The 13,998-nt window shown below is 61.3% G+C and carries 19 protein-coding genes; 13 read left to right on the top strand and 6 right to left on the bottom strand.

Annotated elements, in window-relative coordinates:
* Nucleotides 1-28: 28 nt before the first annotated feature.
* From QMA15_RS12525 to QMA15_RS12515, 3 genes are all read right to left on the bottom strand, one after another.
* Nucleotides 29-1,516: a trehalose-6-phosphate synthase gene (locus QMA15_RS12525; protein WP_019747461.1), complete on the bottom strand. Its 1,488-nt coding sequence runs from the start codon at nucleotides 1,514-1,516 to the stop codon at nucleotides 29-31.
* Nucleotides 1,513-1,932, bottom strand: a complete 420-nt coding sequence (locus tag QMA15_RS12520) for an STAS domain-containing protein (protein WP_019747460.1) — start codon at nucleotides 1,930-1,932, stop codon at nucleotides 1,513-1,515. Before QMA15_RS12520 ends, QMA15_RS12525 begins: the two co-directional genes overlap by 4 nt.
* Before the next feature lie 259 nt (nucleotides 1,933-2,191).
* A complete protein-coding gene (locus tag QMA15_RS12515) occupies nucleotides 2,192-2,380 on the bottom strand; it encodes a PI-type proteinase (protein WP_279163189.1) in 189 nt (62 codons plus the stop codon).
* 165 nt (nucleotides 2,381-2,545) lie between these two features.
* Between QMA15_RS12515 and QMA15_RS12510 the strand changes: the two genes are divergently transcribed.
* Nucleotides 2,546-2,794, top strand: coding sequence for a hypothetical protein (locus QMA15_RS12510; RefSeq protein WP_019747457.1), 249 nt, complete (start codon nucleotides 2,546-2,548; stop codon nucleotides 2,792-2,794).
* Nucleotides 2,795-3,014: 220 nt separating this feature from the next.
* Here the strand turns inward: QMA15_RS12510 and QMA15_RS12505 are convergent, their stop codons facing one another.
* Nucleotides 3,015-3,506, bottom strand: a complete 492-nt coding sequence (locus tag QMA15_RS12505; RefSeq protein ID WP_225989303.1) for a hypothetical protein — start codon at nucleotides 3,504-3,506, stop codon at nucleotides 3,015-3,017.
* Nucleotides 3,503-4,081: an RNA polymerase sigma factor gene (locus tag QMA15_RS12500; protein WP_020968728.1), complete on the bottom strand. Its 579-nt coding sequence runs from the start codon at nucleotides 4,079-4,081 to the stop codon at nucleotides 3,503-3,505. The genes QMA15_RS12505 and QMA15_RS12500 overlap by 4 nt, the downstream gene beginning before the upstream one ends.
* A gap of 186 nt (nucleotides 4,082-4,267) precedes the next feature.
* Between QMA15_RS12500 and QMA15_RS12495 the strand changes: the two genes are divergently transcribed.
* The 9 genes from QMA15_RS12495 (at nucleotide 4,268) to QMA15_RS12455 (ending at nucleotide 7,990) form a co-directional block, all read left to right on the top strand.
* Nucleotides 4,268-4,732, top strand: coding sequence for an Asp23/Gls24 family envelope stress response protein (locus QMA15_RS12495; RefSeq protein ID WP_003943699.1), 465 nt, complete (start codon nucleotides 4,268-4,270; stop codon nucleotides 4,730-4,732).
* Entirely contained in the window at nucleotides 4,729-5,013 is a 285-nt protein-coding gene (locus QMA15_RS12490; RefSeq protein ID WP_021343181.1) for a hypothetical protein, read from the top strand. The genes QMA15_RS12495 and QMA15_RS12490 overlap by 4 nt, the downstream gene beginning before the upstream one ends.
* Before the next feature lie 70 nt (nucleotides 5,014-5,083).
* The gene (locus QMA15_RS12485) at nucleotides 5,084-5,272 is read left to right on the top strand and encodes a hypothetical protein (protein WP_223258031.1); all 189 of its coding nucleotides are present in this window, start codon (nucleotides 5,084-5,086) and stop codon (nucleotides 5,270-5,272) included.
* A 38-nt stretch (nucleotides 5,273-5,310) separates the two neighbouring features.
* Nucleotides 5,311-5,490, top strand: coding sequence for a hypothetical protein (locus QMA15_RS12480; RefSeq protein ID WP_003943629.1), 180 nt, complete (start codon nucleotides 5,311-5,313; stop codon nucleotides 5,488-5,490).
* Nucleotides 5,483-5,875 carry an Asp23/Gls24 family envelope stress response protein gene (locus QMA15_RS12475; RefSeq protein WP_019747452.1) on the top strand — a complete coding sequence of 131 codons (393 nt, stop codon included), beginning with the start codon at nucleotides 5,483-5,485 and terminating at the stop codon, nucleotides 5,873-5,875. The genes QMA15_RS12480 and QMA15_RS12475 overlap by 8 nt, the downstream gene beginning before the upstream one ends.
* On the top strand, nucleotides 5,872-6,441 hold the full coding sequence (locus QMA15_RS12470; protein WP_279163190.1) for a DUF6286 domain-containing protein: 570 nt from the start codon (nucleotides 5,872-5,874) through the stop codon (nucleotides 6,439-6,441). Before QMA15_RS12475 ends, QMA15_RS12470 begins: the two co-directional genes overlap by 4 nt.
* Nucleotides 6,438-7,022, top strand: a complete 585-nt coding sequence (locus QMA15_RS12465; RefSeq protein ID WP_046378100.1) for a hypothetical protein — start codon at nucleotides 6,438-6,440, stop codon at nucleotides 7,020-7,022. The genes QMA15_RS12470 and QMA15_RS12465 overlap by 4 nt, the downstream gene beginning before the upstream one ends.
* Nucleotides 7,023-7,428: 406 nt before the next feature.
* Nucleotides 7,429-7,692, top strand: coding sequence for a GlsB/YeaQ/YmgE family stress response membrane protein (locus QMA15_RS12460; RefSeq protein WP_047890188.1), 264 nt, complete (start codon nucleotides 7,429-7,431; stop codon nucleotides 7,690-7,692).
* A 100-nt stretch (nucleotides 7,693-7,792) separates the two neighbouring features.
* Nucleotides 7,793-7,990: a CsbD family protein gene (locus tag QMA15_RS12455; RefSeq protein WP_019747449.1), complete on the top strand. Its 198-nt coding sequence runs from the start codon at nucleotides 7,793-7,795 to the stop codon at nucleotides 7,988-7,990.
* A gap of 33 nt (nucleotides 7,991-8,023) precedes the next feature.
* On the opposite strand, the gene QMA15_RS12450 is transcribed toward QMA15_RS12455, so the two are convergent.
* Nucleotides 8,024-8,746 (bottom strand): hypothetical protein, encoded by a 723-nt coding sequence (locus tag QMA15_RS12450; protein ID WP_279163191.1) that lies wholly within the window; start codon nucleotides 8,744-8,746, stop codon nucleotides 8,024-8,026.
* A gap of 306 nt (nucleotides 8,747-9,052) precedes the next feature.
* Here QMA15_RS12450 and QMA15_RS12445 point away from each other — a divergent pair, with 306 nt between their 5' ends.
* The 3 genes from QMA15_RS12445 to QMA15_RS12435 are packed head-to-tail and all read left to right on the top strand — an operon-like array spanning nucleotide 9,053 to nucleotide 13,939.
* On the top strand, nucleotides 9,053-11,014 hold the full coding sequence (locus QMA15_RS12445; RefSeq protein WP_279163192.1) for a hypothetical protein: 1,962 nt from the start codon (nucleotides 9,053-9,055) through the stop codon (nucleotides 11,012-11,014).
* The gene (locus tag QMA15_RS12440) at nucleotides 11,011-12,744 is read left to right on the top strand and encodes a glycosyltransferase family 39 protein (RefSeq protein WP_046378102.1); all 1,734 of its coding nucleotides are present in this window, start codon (nucleotides 11,011-11,013) and stop codon (nucleotides 12,742-12,744) included. Before QMA15_RS12445 ends, QMA15_RS12440 begins: the two co-directional genes overlap by 4 nt.
* 46 nt (nucleotides 12,745-12,790) lie before the next feature.
* Nucleotides 12,791-13,939 (top strand): beta-mannosidase, encoded by a 1,149-nt coding sequence (locus QMA15_RS12435; RefSeq protein ID WP_050768578.1) that lies wholly within the window; start codon nucleotides 12,791-12,793, stop codon nucleotides 13,937-13,939.
* Nucleotides 13,940-13,998: the final 59 nt, after the last annotated feature.

The raw sequence follows: 13,998 nt of genomic DNA, 5'->3' as shown, positions 1-13,998 counted from the left end.
CGCTCACCCTTGACGCAAGCCCACGGGGTCAGTTGTTGCGTGCAAAGTCAGACTCGCGCTCCGTGACGAACTGATTGTCCGGGCGCGGTTCGGGCGGCGAAAGTGCCGTCAGGAACGACTCGGCCCACTGATGCACATCATGCGTCATGACCTGGCGATGCAGCGCAGCCATACGGCGACGGCCCTCTTTCGGATCCTGATGAACTGCGGTCAGGATTGTATTTTTCACGCCGTCCAAATCGTGCGGGTTGACCAGGTATGACTGTCGTAATTCCATTGCAGCACCGGTGAACTCGCTGAGAACGAGAGCGCCTCCGAGGTCGCCTCGGCAGGCCACGTACTCCTTGGCCACCAGATTCATCCCGTCACGCATCGGCGTCACGAGCATGACGTCGGCAGCGACGAACAGTGCGATCAGTTCTTCGCGGTCGACCGGCTGATACAGGTAGTGAACTACGGGGCGGCCGATCTGACTGTGGTCGCCGTTGATGCGGCCCACCTGTTCCTCGATGACACTGCGAAGGTCGATATAGTGTTGCACGCGTTCACGACTGGGCGTGGCGAGCTGCACCATCGTGTACTTCTCCGGATCCAAGCGGCCCTCGTCGAGGAGTTCCTTGAGGGCTTGCAGTCGCAGGTCGATGCCCTTGGTGTAGTCCAGGCGGTCGACTCCCAGCAGGATTTTTTCGGGATTTCCGAGCTCTTCCTTCAATTCGCGTGCGCGGCGCAGGACCGATTCGCTCTTCGACTGGCGCTCCAGCTCGGCCGAATCGACGGAGATGGGAAATGCCCCCACCTTGACGACGCGAGAGTCGAAATCCACATGCCCGAGCGCACTTCGAACACCGACGCCCGCGGTCGTTGTCTTGAGTCCGAGTAGTTTTCGGGCCAAAAACAGGAAATTGTTTGCGCCACCAGGCAAGTGGAAGCCGATCAGATCGGCGCCCAGCATTCCCTTGACGATCTCCTTGCGCCACGGAAGCTGCATGAAGAGCTCGACCGGAGGAAACGGAATGTGAAGGAAGAACCCGATCGTCAGGTCCGGACGCAGTTCGCGCAGCATTGCCGGCACGAGTTGCAATTGATAGTCCTGCACCCAGACGGTGGCTCCGTCCGCGGCGCAACGGGCGGTTTCCTCGGCGAACCGCTGGTTGACCGCGACGTACGTGTGCCACCACGACCGTTCGAACGTCGGTGCCACCAGGACGTCGTGGTAGAGCGGCCACAGCGTGTCGTTGGAGAACCCCTCGTAGTACTCGGCGAGGTCCTGAGAGGTCAGCTCGACGGGAAACAGACGAAGGCCGTCAACCACTATGGGATCTACCTTCTCGTCCGCGACGCCCGGCCAGCCGACCCAAGCGCCGTCTCGCTGTCGCAGGATGGGTTCGAGAGCAGTGACGAGTCCACCCGGACTTCGCTTCCAGTTCTTGCCACCGTCCTCGTCGGTTTCGAGATCGACGGGTAGTCGGTTTGCGACGACGACGAATTCGGAGAGCTTTTCGAGATCGGTACTCACGCCGACATCGGCTCCGCCAGGGTCTCGTCCAGCACGGTGGTCGAGGACAGGTATGTGACCGCCTCGGCTGTCGAGTCGGTGAACACGATGTCTGCGTCCATCTTCAGAAGAGACAGCGGGCGCCTGACGGGGTGCGCTGCGACGAGCGTCCAAGGAACGCCGAGCCTTCGTGCCTTGGCCGACAGAGTCTCGATGATGGAAAGACCTCCGACGGAGATGAACTGGACGTCCGAGCAGTCGAGTACGAACGGGTGACGCTCACCGATCAGGTCGTCGACGCAGGCAGCGAAATCAGCTCGGGACCGGACGTCGATCTCGCCGCTGACCACGAGTGATTGAATGTTTTCCGCACACGTCGTGGTGAATGTGGGGGGACTGTCCGTACGCTCATCTGTAGTTCTCGAAAACTCGTTCATCGAAACTCCTGACGGATTGCTCGAAACGGTTCGTTCGAACGGTCTGGTTCGAAACGGTTTCGTTCGAAACCGGGAAACGGCACGGGAAGCAACGCACGAACCGTGCTCGTCTTCAACGGCTGGGTACTCAACCGTGCTGAGTGCCTACCTTACCGCATCGCGAAAACCCAGGTGAAAAGCGTTAGATCCGTAAGGATTTCAAGGACCCGTGAGCGTCGGCCCACGGGACCTTGGTCCCGATGACTGAGCTCTTGCGCGATCAGTCGGTGTCGGTTGCCGGGCCGGTACTCGAGGCTCCACCCTCGTCGGCCCACGTACGCTCGCCCGACGGATCGGTCTGAACGTCCTTGTGTGCGGCATCGGCCCCGGTTCCGGGACCGTGGTCGGTGCCGGTGGTCTGCGGCTCGTCCGTCTGATCATTGCGGTCGGTGGAATTTCGTTCACTCATGGTGGCTGCGTCTCTCTGAAGGTTGGTGTTCATGTACTTGTCGTTTCTTGCTCACCCGCGAGGGGTACTCAATAGGGGTAGTACGTCACGTCGAGTCAGTACGTCACGTCGAGCCATACCGGCAAAGTCAGCTGTCACCGAAGCAGGAGATTTCACGTGAACCATATGACCGTGACGACCGAACACCTGCGTGCACTGCTGGGCAGCGGGCCCCATTCGGAATTGGTAGCGGTTGGGGGTGAGATCGAGATCTACGTCCCCGATGAAGAAGGGTTCGGCCTCGATGGTATCTCGCTTGTCACTCGCGAGCAGTTGGCCGAGCGCCTACCGTCCTCGCCCGACAACCCCGACGAAGGTGAACTACGTATCGCCGCAGAATCGTTGAGCGAGATGATCGCCGAACTCGGCGGCTGAAGTCTGAAGTTCGGGGCAGCTGACTTCAGATCTGCGGGATCGGATCCGGGGGATACGGGTTCGGTGGCGTCGGAGTCGGTGGCACGGGCGGGGGATTCAGCGGATCGGGTGGTGCCGGCGCGGGTGGTGTCGGCGACCCCGGGTCGGGGACGGGGCCCGGATCCGGTGGTGGGGGCGTGGTCATGAGTGCCGGGTTCCCAAACACTTGCCGAACAAACACCTAGTGCTCGGAGTGGCTTTTGGTGTTCTCCTCGGCAGGTAGATCATCCACGATGTCGACTACGGCGATGTGGACGCTCTCTGCAGAGACGGGTGGGTCCATGTCACCGAGGATCAGGTGAACGACATCGACGACGGTGAATCGAACCCGGTCCGACAGTTCGGCCAGATCCACTCCGTATGGCGCTGCCAGTTCGATACGTAGTGAACGTATTTCGTGGCCGTCGACGAAGAACTCGATACTGCTCGGCGAGCAGTGGTGTCGAGAACGTATCTCGGCGGCCAAATGGGTGCGGAGTACGTGATCGCTCACCGACACCGTGCCTAGACGTGGACCTTCGGACGCGTGTGCGTCGAGCGGCCAACCGGACGCCGAGGTCGACCGTAGCGCCCGGATCACCTTGTCGCTGATTCGATCCCAGCCTGGCTCGGGAGCGTTCCGCAGGACGTCGGATGCGTGCGCCATCAATGCGTCGGTTCGTGATTCAGTCATCGCCACCTCGTCATTCGTTCACTCAGGTTAGCCCGTGCACGATGGTGATGCCCTCGCACTGCATCCGGAGTGAGTCTCAGAATCTTGCCGATTTGAACGAACGTGAGCATCTCCACCTCTCGCAGCGTCCAGGCCGCACGCTGGCGATAAGGCAATTCACCCAACGCTTCTTCCAGTGCCTCCAGGAACGCGGCGTTCGAGGTCGTGTCGAACGGGCCGGCCTCGGGAGACGGCACGAGAGGATCCAGCAGCTTGTCGTCGATCGGTTGCGCTCTCTTGATTCGATAGCTGTCCACGATCTTTCGGGAACAGATCGCGAAAAGCCATGTTCGCATCGACGATTCGCCACGAAATGAATCGAGTCGGCGCCACGCGGCCACGAAGGTGTCCTGGACTACCTCGAGAATGTCGCCTTCATCTGCGAGCATTCGACGCGCATAGCGGTGAAGTGCAGGTCCGTAGTAGTGCACCAGTGACTCGAATGCTTCTCGGTCGCCGAGTATCGCAGCGTCCACCGTTGCGGTGTCCAAGCCGTCAGGTGCTTCGGTGAGCCCCTGTGTGTGCGGTAACGCCACAGTCGCTCCTCTCGCGGAAATGCGGAAAACTCGGCTGCGTTCGAAGATTGTTCGCCCGGCCGGGGCGTTGAATGTTACGGACAGTAACTAACAAGTGTCAGTGATGCACGTCACCTGACTGGGGCATTCGGTTTTGCCTTCGAGTGACGACTACACAGGTAGATCGATCAACAGGAGGAGATGACAATGGTCAGCACACAGGTTGCGACAGCATCTACGAAGGATGTTGCATCATCGAACGACTCGGCTCTCGTGAGCTCTCAAGGAAAGACGTCGATCGCCGACACCGTTGTCTCGAAGATTGCCGGCATCGCCACGCGAGAGGTGAGCGGTGTGTACGACGTCGGCGGCGGAGCGTCCCGGGTTGTCGGGGCACTGCGCGAGCGGATCCCCGGCGCGAGTGTCAACCACTCCCAGGGAGTATCGGTCGAGGTCGGCGAAAAGCAGGCAGCGGTCGACATCGACATCGTGGCCGAGTACGGCGTATCGCTCGCCGATCTGGCCACCGGCATTCGCCGCAACGTCATTGCGGCGCTCGAACGGATGACGGGTCTCGAAGTGACCGAGGTGAACATCACAGTTCACGACGTCCACCTCGACGAGGGCAGCGACGACGAAACCGGCGAGCCCAAGACTGCACGGGTGCAGTGAGTTCCGAAATCGCTGACACCATCGCGGCGGCTGTGACGGGGGTACCTGGGGTCGCCTCGCTTCATGCCGGAATGTTCGGCGAGGTTGGCACGTACCTCCCCGGTCGCCGCGTCGTCGGCGTGCGGGTGACGGAGTCGTCGACAGACATCCATGTGTGCATCTTCGCCGACGCCGCCGTTCGAGACACGGCTTTACGTATCCGCCAAGCGGTTTCAGGACTCGTCACAGGCCCCGTGAACGTGACAGTGGAAGACGTAGTCGGTCGTGGACGCGATGCCTGAGCACTCTCGGGGTTCAGTTCCCGATCGACGATCCGCACGCCGAGAGGCGATCAGGAACTACCACCCCGACGTGGGCGGATCTGCCGACGCGCTCAATCGAGCACTCGAACGCGTCGACCGGGACTTCGCATCCCCGATCGGTGTGGTTGTGCGCACGTCGCTGCGCGGCACGATGCGACAGATAGCCAAACCCGTTCGGGCCCAGTACACGCGGGTGCGCGCTCGGTTTCCGGGTGCAAAGACCTACACCGAGATCTGACCGGCACCATCGAACATCATCCACAACGGAGGATTCACATGACCACCTCGACTGTCGGCCTACTGGCAGGACTACTTCTCGGAGTCGCAGCTGCTGCAGGCGGTTTCACCGGATTCCTCATCGCTCTGGTTCTCGGTGTGATCGGATACCTCGTCGGTGGTCAGCGTGACGGCGAGTTCGATCTCGGTGTGATGCTGAAGGGTCGCGGACGTGGCTGAGACAGCTCGACCGGAGTCGTCTGTGCTTGGTGAGCCGGGCGATCGCGGAACGCTGACGATTCGAGACAGAGTCGCGCAGAAGTTGGTTCTCGAGGCGACGCGCGGAACCCCGGGGGTGCGCCATCACGCCGCCGGCATGGACAAACTGACCGGGCGCGAATTGCCGAGGGCGCGAGTGCTGGTATCCGGCAAGCGGGTACGGGCCAAGGTGGACATCGCGATCGAGTGGCCCGGATCCTTGTCGGTCATCGGTACCGCGGTGCGAGAGAACGTGACAACCCAGTTGCAGTCTGTATCGGGCCTGGACGTAGACGGCGTGGACGTGGCGATCGTGAGCGTTCTCCCGGCATCGACCAAGCGTGACGCGGGAAGGAAAGTGCGATGACCGCCGACAAGGTCGCACCACCCACTGCCTCGAGGGCTGCTGCTCCTGTTCCCCTTGCGGCGCCCGGATCGGCCGTCTCGGGATTCCTCATCGCCGCGGCGCTACTTGCGCTCGGCGTGGTCGGCGTCCGCGACGCGCTGGTGGATACCGGCGTGATCACCGGGTCGCAGTGGATACCAAGTGCTGCCGCATATGTGGACGGGCTCGGGTACCAGGGTTGGATGTTGCCGGCGGGGATCGCAGCCGTCGTTCTCGGCCTGTGGTTCGTCATCCTCGGACTCAAACCGCGACGAAAGACTGCCAATGCCTTGGTCGGAGTCGCGAATACATGGATCGATCCCGCCGATGTAGCGGCGATAGCGTCTGTTCGCGTCGAGTCACTGGCCCAGGTTCGATCCGCTTCGTCCCACGCGACCCGGCGCAAGCTGGAAGTGAAGGCCTCGGTCACGCCCGATGGAGCCGCCACCGCTGAATCGGAAATCCGTGCGGTGCTGGGGGACTTGGCCGGGTCGCTGTCACCATCGCCGCGAATCAAGGTTCGTATCCAGACGGGATCACTGTCATGACTCGGACGGCGACGGCGATGGATCGCGTGGCGACATGCGTCGTGGGGATGCTCGCGATAGCGCTGGGAGTTGCAGCGATCCTGTGGAATCGCGACGTGATCAAGGATTTCCCGGCGCGTATCGAGATCCCGTGGGCTGAAGATCTTGTCGATCACTCGTGGTGGCCATGGGCTGTCGGAGCTGGGGGAGTACTGCTAGTCCTCCTCGCGTTGCGGTGGTTGATCGCGCATGTGCCGCTGCGTCGGGTGAAGGAGATCACGGTCCCTGGGTCGAACTCGCACAATTCCATCACCGCGGATCTGGGTGCGGTGGCGGAAGGGGCGAGCGCATCACTGGAGGACTTCGACGAAGTGTCGCGTGTCCGAGGAAAAGCGTTGCTCGATCGTGGAGTTCGCACGATCGATTTGCGAGTGACATTGAGACGTAGCGTCGTATCCGGATCGGAAACGTTGTCCGAGTTGATTTCTCGCGTCACTGACACGGGGGATCAAGTCGAGTCGATGGTCGGTGATCCATCCGTCGCGACCAGAACTCACATCGCCGTGGAAAGCGCGAAACGCGATGAGCCGAGAACTCTCTGATCAATCGAGGTTTGAGCCTCCCGGTGACCGGGTATTGGTAGACCTCCCGATCGTGCACAGAGTCATGGATGTTGCTGTGGCACTGTGTGTCACGGTGCTCCTTGCGACCGTCACTTCGATGGCGATCGCGATCGTAGTGACGCTGATCATGTGCGCGTCGGTGAGTGTCGTTTCTCGTATGTGGTGAATCGCCAGTCATTTTGGTTCTGTCGTGAACACCTGATAGAAAGGTAAGCAGACAATGTGGCTGCTACTGAGTGCACGATCCCCCGCGTCGTGCGGCGGAGAGTCCGGTTGTGTGCAAACACAACCCGCGATCACGGTCTAGTTGCGCGGGCCGATCGCTCGGAACTCTCCCTTCACCGGCAGTCTCTCATTGCGCCGTCCCTTACCTCAAGGAGTCACAATGCTCTCACTCGGAATCATCGCCTGGATCATCATCGGTGGACTAGCGGGTTGGATCGGCAGCAAGATCATGAAAACCGATGCGCAGCAGGGGATCTTCCTCAACATCGTTGTCGGTGTGATCGGCGGCCTGATCGGTGGTTTCCTGCTTCGAGTTTTCGGCGTCGATGTCGAGGGTGCAGGCTGGATCTTCAGCTTCCTCACTTGCCTCCTCGGCGCCGTCATCTTGCTGTTCCTGGTCAAGGCAGTCACCGGAAAACGCTGACACATTTGTCCACGCAGTTCGAGTTCGACTGAATCCCACGGCCGAATCCCACGGCCGAACGCACGACCGAATCCACACCGAATTCAAGAAGGAGAAACATATGTCTGACTTCATCGACAAGGCAAAGCACCGCGCTGAGGATCTCATCGGCGAAGCCAAGGAAAAGATCGGAAATGCCACGGGCAATGACGATCTGGCTGCCGAAGGTGTTGCCGATCAGGGCGAGGCAAAGGTCAAGAAGGCCGGAGACACTGTCAGTGACAAGGTCTCGGATATCAAGGACAAGTTCACAAGCTGAATGAGTTTCGGCGCGGTTGACCGGCATGTCCGGTCAACCGCGCTTTTGTGTGTCTCCTCGGCCGTTGCGGCTACCGCGATACGCGAACTTGCGCGTTTCTGCGAGCCACTCCGGAAGCATGCGCATGTGGGCCGGCCTGTTCAGAACCGGATCGAAGGACGGCTGGAGGCAATCCGGGTGGTCCTCGACCTCGTCGAGACAGAGATGCCCGATCGGTATCAACTGAAGTTGAATTCTCGCGAGGTACACGGAGAAGTGCAGAGGGGAATGATCGACCGCCGTTTTCAATGCCGACAAAGAAGTGCCGGCCGGGTGGACGCCGCGCGGTGTCACGATCAGCCACGCCGCGGCCCCGCCCGCGCGTGAGTAAGGAACCAGTGTGCTGTACCTCGCGCCGTTCCACGAGAAAGCCGGAGCTGGAAACATTTTCGAGAAGGTAGAAAGTCCTGATGTTGCGAGAAGAATGTCCCACGGGTTTTCATCTGCGCCGACATCGTGCAACCGAAGCGCCAGGCCAAGTATGTCGGGTAGGTCTCCCGGAATTCCGAGTGCTTTCGACATTCGAGCGGTGACGGTAATCGTCGACGACTCCGTTACCGGCCACCACGGGGTGGCCGGCTTCAATGTTCCCTTCAGTTCGATCCCGCGCGGGTGAAAAACCCTGGCCATGCGCAGCGATGATGCGAAGTGGAACGGTGCGCCGACCAGCTTTCCGATCGCGCTCTTGCCGGCGGGGATGATCGAATTGAGCGTCACAGCTTCCTTATCTGAGAATTCTCCGCCCCCCGAAGCGCCCAGACTGGACGGACGTTCAGGCGTGTTGACGGGCTTGCGGACGGTTTCTTTCGGCTTCCCAGCGGCAGCGATTGCTAATCATGTGACGCGCCGTAACAAAAGTCTCGCCGGTCGGGATAATTAGCCAAACGCACAAATTGGTCGTTATGGTTCGTTTGTCCGTAACGGTGCGATCGGACCTGTGACCGTCGCGAACTGGCGAGATTGCTACTCGTGATTTGTGTTTGGTGATTGCGCGGAAACAAGAAATGTCGAGGAGACACGCTGATGGGCCACTCTCGAACCTGGCTGACGCGCGCGCTGGCAATGCCGGTGGCTGTCGCGGTGACTTTGTTGCTTCCTCTCGGCAGTGTCGCCTCGGCCCAGGATTTCGAGGACGACGCAGATACTTCGGTGGTCGCCGCAGCCACAACTCCGATCTCCTTCACCGAACTCGGCCGAGGAACGGACGTCGTGTTCTCTTCCGATGACGCACCAGTGTTGGTGACCGTGCCGGTGCCGGACGGACTCACCGCAACAGCCGTGACCGGAATCCTGACCGCCCCGACCGACTTCAGTAGGGGCTGGCTCGAAGTGACTTCGGACGGCAGATTGGTGAGCCGCGTCGACTTCGACGCCGGGCAGGCCGGGACCGGGTTACCGATTTCGGTTCCCTTGCAAGGTCTCGAAGTGGTCGACCGTAGCGTGACCGTGTCGATGATCGCTCACCTCGTTCCCGTCGACGACCGCTGCTACGACCGAACGAGATACCAGCCCCTCGCGCTCCGGGAGGCCTTTGTCGCCTACGACGGTGCAGAGCAGCAGCCCACAACTGTTGCAACCTTCTTCCCACCGATTTTGAGGAAGGCAACCATCTACGTCACGGATGGTTCGTCAGGGGCGCAGCAGAGTGCGGCTTTGCAACTGAGTGCAGCGATTGTCAACAAGTACGGAAGTCAGCCTGACGCCGTGGTGGTGGAGCAGCTGCCGAACGGCCAGAGTCTGCCCTCCGCTGAGCCGGGACTGTTCGAGAGAGCTGTAGTGCTCGGTAACAGTGGGGACGCCGGCATCGATCTCGCGACGGCGCCGAATGGTTCACCCGTGCTGCGGATTTCAGGGGATGACAAGACGCTCGTTCCTCAGGTCAGTCTCTTGGCGGCGAACTTCGACGGCTACTGGGCGGCGAGCAGAGCGCTGGCGTCACCGGACAACACGGTTGCCCAGATTTCCCAGGACGCCATCACCGTCGGTGAGCTGAAGCTCGGAACGCTGACGGCTTCCGGTCTCAATCACATCGAGGTCGACGTCCCGTTCAGTCAGTCGCAACTGGGGCGTCCGATGAAGGATGTCTCGGTGCGAATGATTGGTTCCTATGTCCCGCTACCGAATTCGCGTAACGGAGAACTGTCGATCTCACTCGGGGATAGACGACTCGCCTCGCAGACGGTTAACGAGACAGGGCGCTTCGACATCGGCGTCGATGTTCCGAACGAACTCCTGCGTCGCGACTTGACGTTCGAGGTCTCGATGGATGTGACCGGCGACTTCCAGTGCGGCACCAGTAGCCCTTCTTCGCTCACTGTCGATCCGGCCAGCACCATCACGTCCACTACCGGATTCCCGCCGACGCCTGGAGGATTCCAGTCATTGCCTCAGTCGATGCTGCCCACAGTCGATGTCGGTTTGAGTCACGGTGATTTCGCAGATCTCGTTCGAGCCCAGCGCCTCGTTGTCGCGATGCAGCGGTTGAGCTATCTGCCGCTGCAACCGCGCGTGCTTCCGTTCGGCGACGCGGCGACCAGTTCGCTGCCTGCGTTGTTGATCGCGGCGGACGGGACGCTGCCCACTCCGGTGGCTCTACCCATGGACACGGCAGATCAAGGACTCCTGCGCTTGCAGGGTCTGGAGTTCGGTGGACAATACGGTGCCTTGCAGGTGGTTTCGGGTTCGCACAACGAAGTAGTGGCGCTGACGTCTGAGGGTGACGCGGCCGATGCCGACGGTCTGCTCAACTGGTTGGAAGGTGGGAAGGACCGGTTCGCAGAACTGACCGGCGATCTACTGGTCGCACCTCGCGGAGGTGAGCCGTTCGACGTCGGAGTCGACGTCGCCCCGTTGGGCACTGCGACCTCGGCCGAAGAAGAGACCGGACTGAGCGCGGTCACGATCGGCTGGATCGGATTCGGGACCGTGGTTCTGATCGCTGTTGCCGTCGGTGGTGTGCTCGTGGCTCGGCGTCGCGGACAGTGACCGTCACCGATCGCCCGGCCCTGTCCGTCGCGGTCCACGACCTACCGGGCCGGAAGCCATGGCGGATGTTCGTCGTGCTCTTCGCGATCTACACCGCGTTGGGCGTATGGATGAACGCGGGTATCGGGTTCATCTTCACCGATTCGCTCAGTCGTGTCGCCGCGGTGTCGGCGATGCTGCTCAGCCGTGATCCGCACTTCGCGGCGATCGGATTCGTGTTCACCCCGTTGACGGCGGCAGTCCAGATTCCGATGGGCCTGATGGGTCATTGGTGGCCGGATCTGCTGCGGTGGAACATCACTGCGGTCGTGATGTCCGCGGCCTTCATGGCTGGCGCGGTGATTCAGATACGCGGGATCAGCCGCGACCGTGGGTGTCCGCGATGGGTCACCGTCGTCCTTACCGTGCTGTTCGCTGTCAATCCGATGATCGTCATGTACGCGGCGAGCGGAATGAGCGAAGCTCCGTTCCTCTTCTTCGTTCTGTGGGCGACACGTCGACTGATTCGGTGGATGCGCAGCGACGACGTACACGACCTCATCGGTGCGGGCCTCGCGTTCGCTCTGGCGTACCTCACTCGATACGACGCATTGGCACCTCTGTCTGTCGCGGTGGTGCTGGTGACCGTGGTGAGTTGGCTTCGTTTTCAACCGACAGCGGAGGAGCGGGGCGAGGGCGCAGGACCTGGCTTGCGGCTCTGGGCAGCGGCGCTCGACGGCGCCGTCGTGCTGATGCCGGGTTTCCTGGCCTTCGCCTTGTGGTCGTTTGCCAGTTGGCTCATCACGGGTCAAGCGTTCCAACAGTTCTCGTCGGTGTACGGGAACAGTTCCATCCTGGAACAGGCTGGTGCCGGAACCGACTCACCGGTTGCCCGCCTTGCGTTCTCGATCACCGAAATGGCGGTACTCGGGCCGGCGCTCCCGGTGTTCGTGGTCCTGGCAGTCATCTACGCACTTCGGCGGCGCGACACCGAAGTGGTGGTGCCTCTTGTGCTGTTCGGCGCCATCCTCGGAGCGCAGACGTTGCTCTACCTGATGGGATCGACGTTTCCTCTTCTGCGCTTCTACATTTCGATCATTCCGCTGTGTTTCGTATTGGTCGTCCTGATCGCTCCTCGCGGAGCGCCGGTCATCACGCGTCGACCAGGGGCTGCTGCGTCGCGCTCGGTGTCGACGTACCCCGAGCAGGCGGGACCGTCTCTACCTCTTGTGATCTCCCTGTGCTTGCTGGTCGGGTCGACGCTGGTCACGTTTGTCGCGATGGGTAGTGCGCGGATCGCAGTGCTCGAGCATTCCATTGCCAGCGCGATCATTCCGGGCCGCCAGAACCTGGAGGAGCAGACGAATCTACGCACGTTTGCGGCCGAGCGTCGCATCGCCAGGTACCTGGACGACTTGGCTCTGCCGGAGGGGTCGGTTCTGCTCGACACCGTGCAGAGCTATGCCGTCGTGGCGTCGTCGAACAACCCTCGGCAATTCGTCGTGCCTTCCGATGCGGACTTCGTGCGCGTACTGAACAACCCGGCCGAACATCACGTCGAGTACATCCTGTCGGTTCCGAACACCGGTCGCGGTGTGTCGGACGCGGTCAATCGGCGTTATCCGACGATGTACGACACCGGTGCCGGCGGTGTGGGAGCACTGGTGCTCGAGGTGCCCAACGACGGCGGCATGGACCCTTCGGCCTGGCGTTTGTATCGCGTGACCGGTGAACGTCAAACGGGTCGATGAGGGAATTCGTGTGGGAGGATTGTCCGTATGACGTGGATGGTTGTAGATGTCTTCTGAAGAAGCGCGTCCGCGTGTGCGTGGCACAGTGCGTCGCCGTATCGCTGCCGCTGTAGTCAGCTTTGCAACCGTCGCGGTCGTGACAGGAATGTTCACGACGCCGGTGGTTGCCGATTCGCCCAAGACGGTTCGGGTCGGAGCGTCGTCGAGCGGACTGACACTCGACGGACAGCCGTGGTGGCCCACCGGGCTCAATGCTTATCAACTGGCCACTGATTGGTCGGTGAACTTCGGCTGTGGCGCGATGGTCGATCTCGATGCCTACTTCGGTTCTCTGCCACCGAATTCCGTCACGCGTTTCAACGCCTTCCAAGCGCTCGCGGTGAACAAGGTGTCCGGGGAGATGGATTTCGGACCGATGGACGCGGTGTTCGACGCTGCGGCGCGACACAACCAGTTCACGATTCCGGTGCTCTCACCACAGGACAGCGGGTGTGATGACGGGCTGTTCAAATCCAGGGACTGGTACACCGACGACTGGAAGGTTGCGAACCTGATCCCAGGTCGAGCCACCATGAGCTTTCAGGACTGGATGCACACCGCCGTCGACCGTTGGAAGAACGAGCCTTCCGTCGCGGCGTGGGAATTGGTGGGGGAGCCGGAACCGAGCCTGTGTACCGACGCCGCCTGCAATTGGTGGACAAGAACGTGCCCGTCTGATTCCGCGCAGGTGTTGCGGGAGTTCTTCGACACGGCAGGCGCCGAACTTCGGGCGATCGATCCGAACACCCTGATCACGGCGGGATACGTCGGGGGCGGTCAGTGCGGCACTGCTGGTGACGACTACCAATACGTGAGCGAGTCCGACTTCGTCGACATTCTGCAGTATCACGACTACGGAGCAAACGGGGTTCCGCTTCCGGGCGACCAGTGGAACGGACTGGCGCGTCGCATCGAACAGGCCACGAACGTCTCGAAGCCGTTGTTGGTCGCTGAGACAGGCGAATTGGCGGGCAGTTGTGAATCATTGGCAACCCGAGCCACGAATATCGAGACGAAGCTGACGGGGCAGAAGGCGGCCGGCACGGCCGGAGCTCTCCTGTGGGCCTTCGTACCGGATCCGCGGCCGAACGAGTGCACAATGGACATCGGGCCCGTTGATCCACTCTTCGATGTGATCGCTTCACTGGCAAGTTAGGACACTGCTGGTAGTCCACTAGGAGTTCCGCCCAGTGGGAGTATGGTCACGATCTGATA

The sequence above is a fragment of the Rhodococcus sp. APC 3903 genome (genome assembly GCF_030407755.1).
Taxonomy (GTDB): Bacteria; Actinomycetota; Actinomycetes; order Mycobacteriales; family Mycobacteriaceae; genus Rhodococcus_F; species Rhodococcus_F erythropolis.
This window is presented reverse-complemented; position numbering and strand designations above follow the sequence as displayed.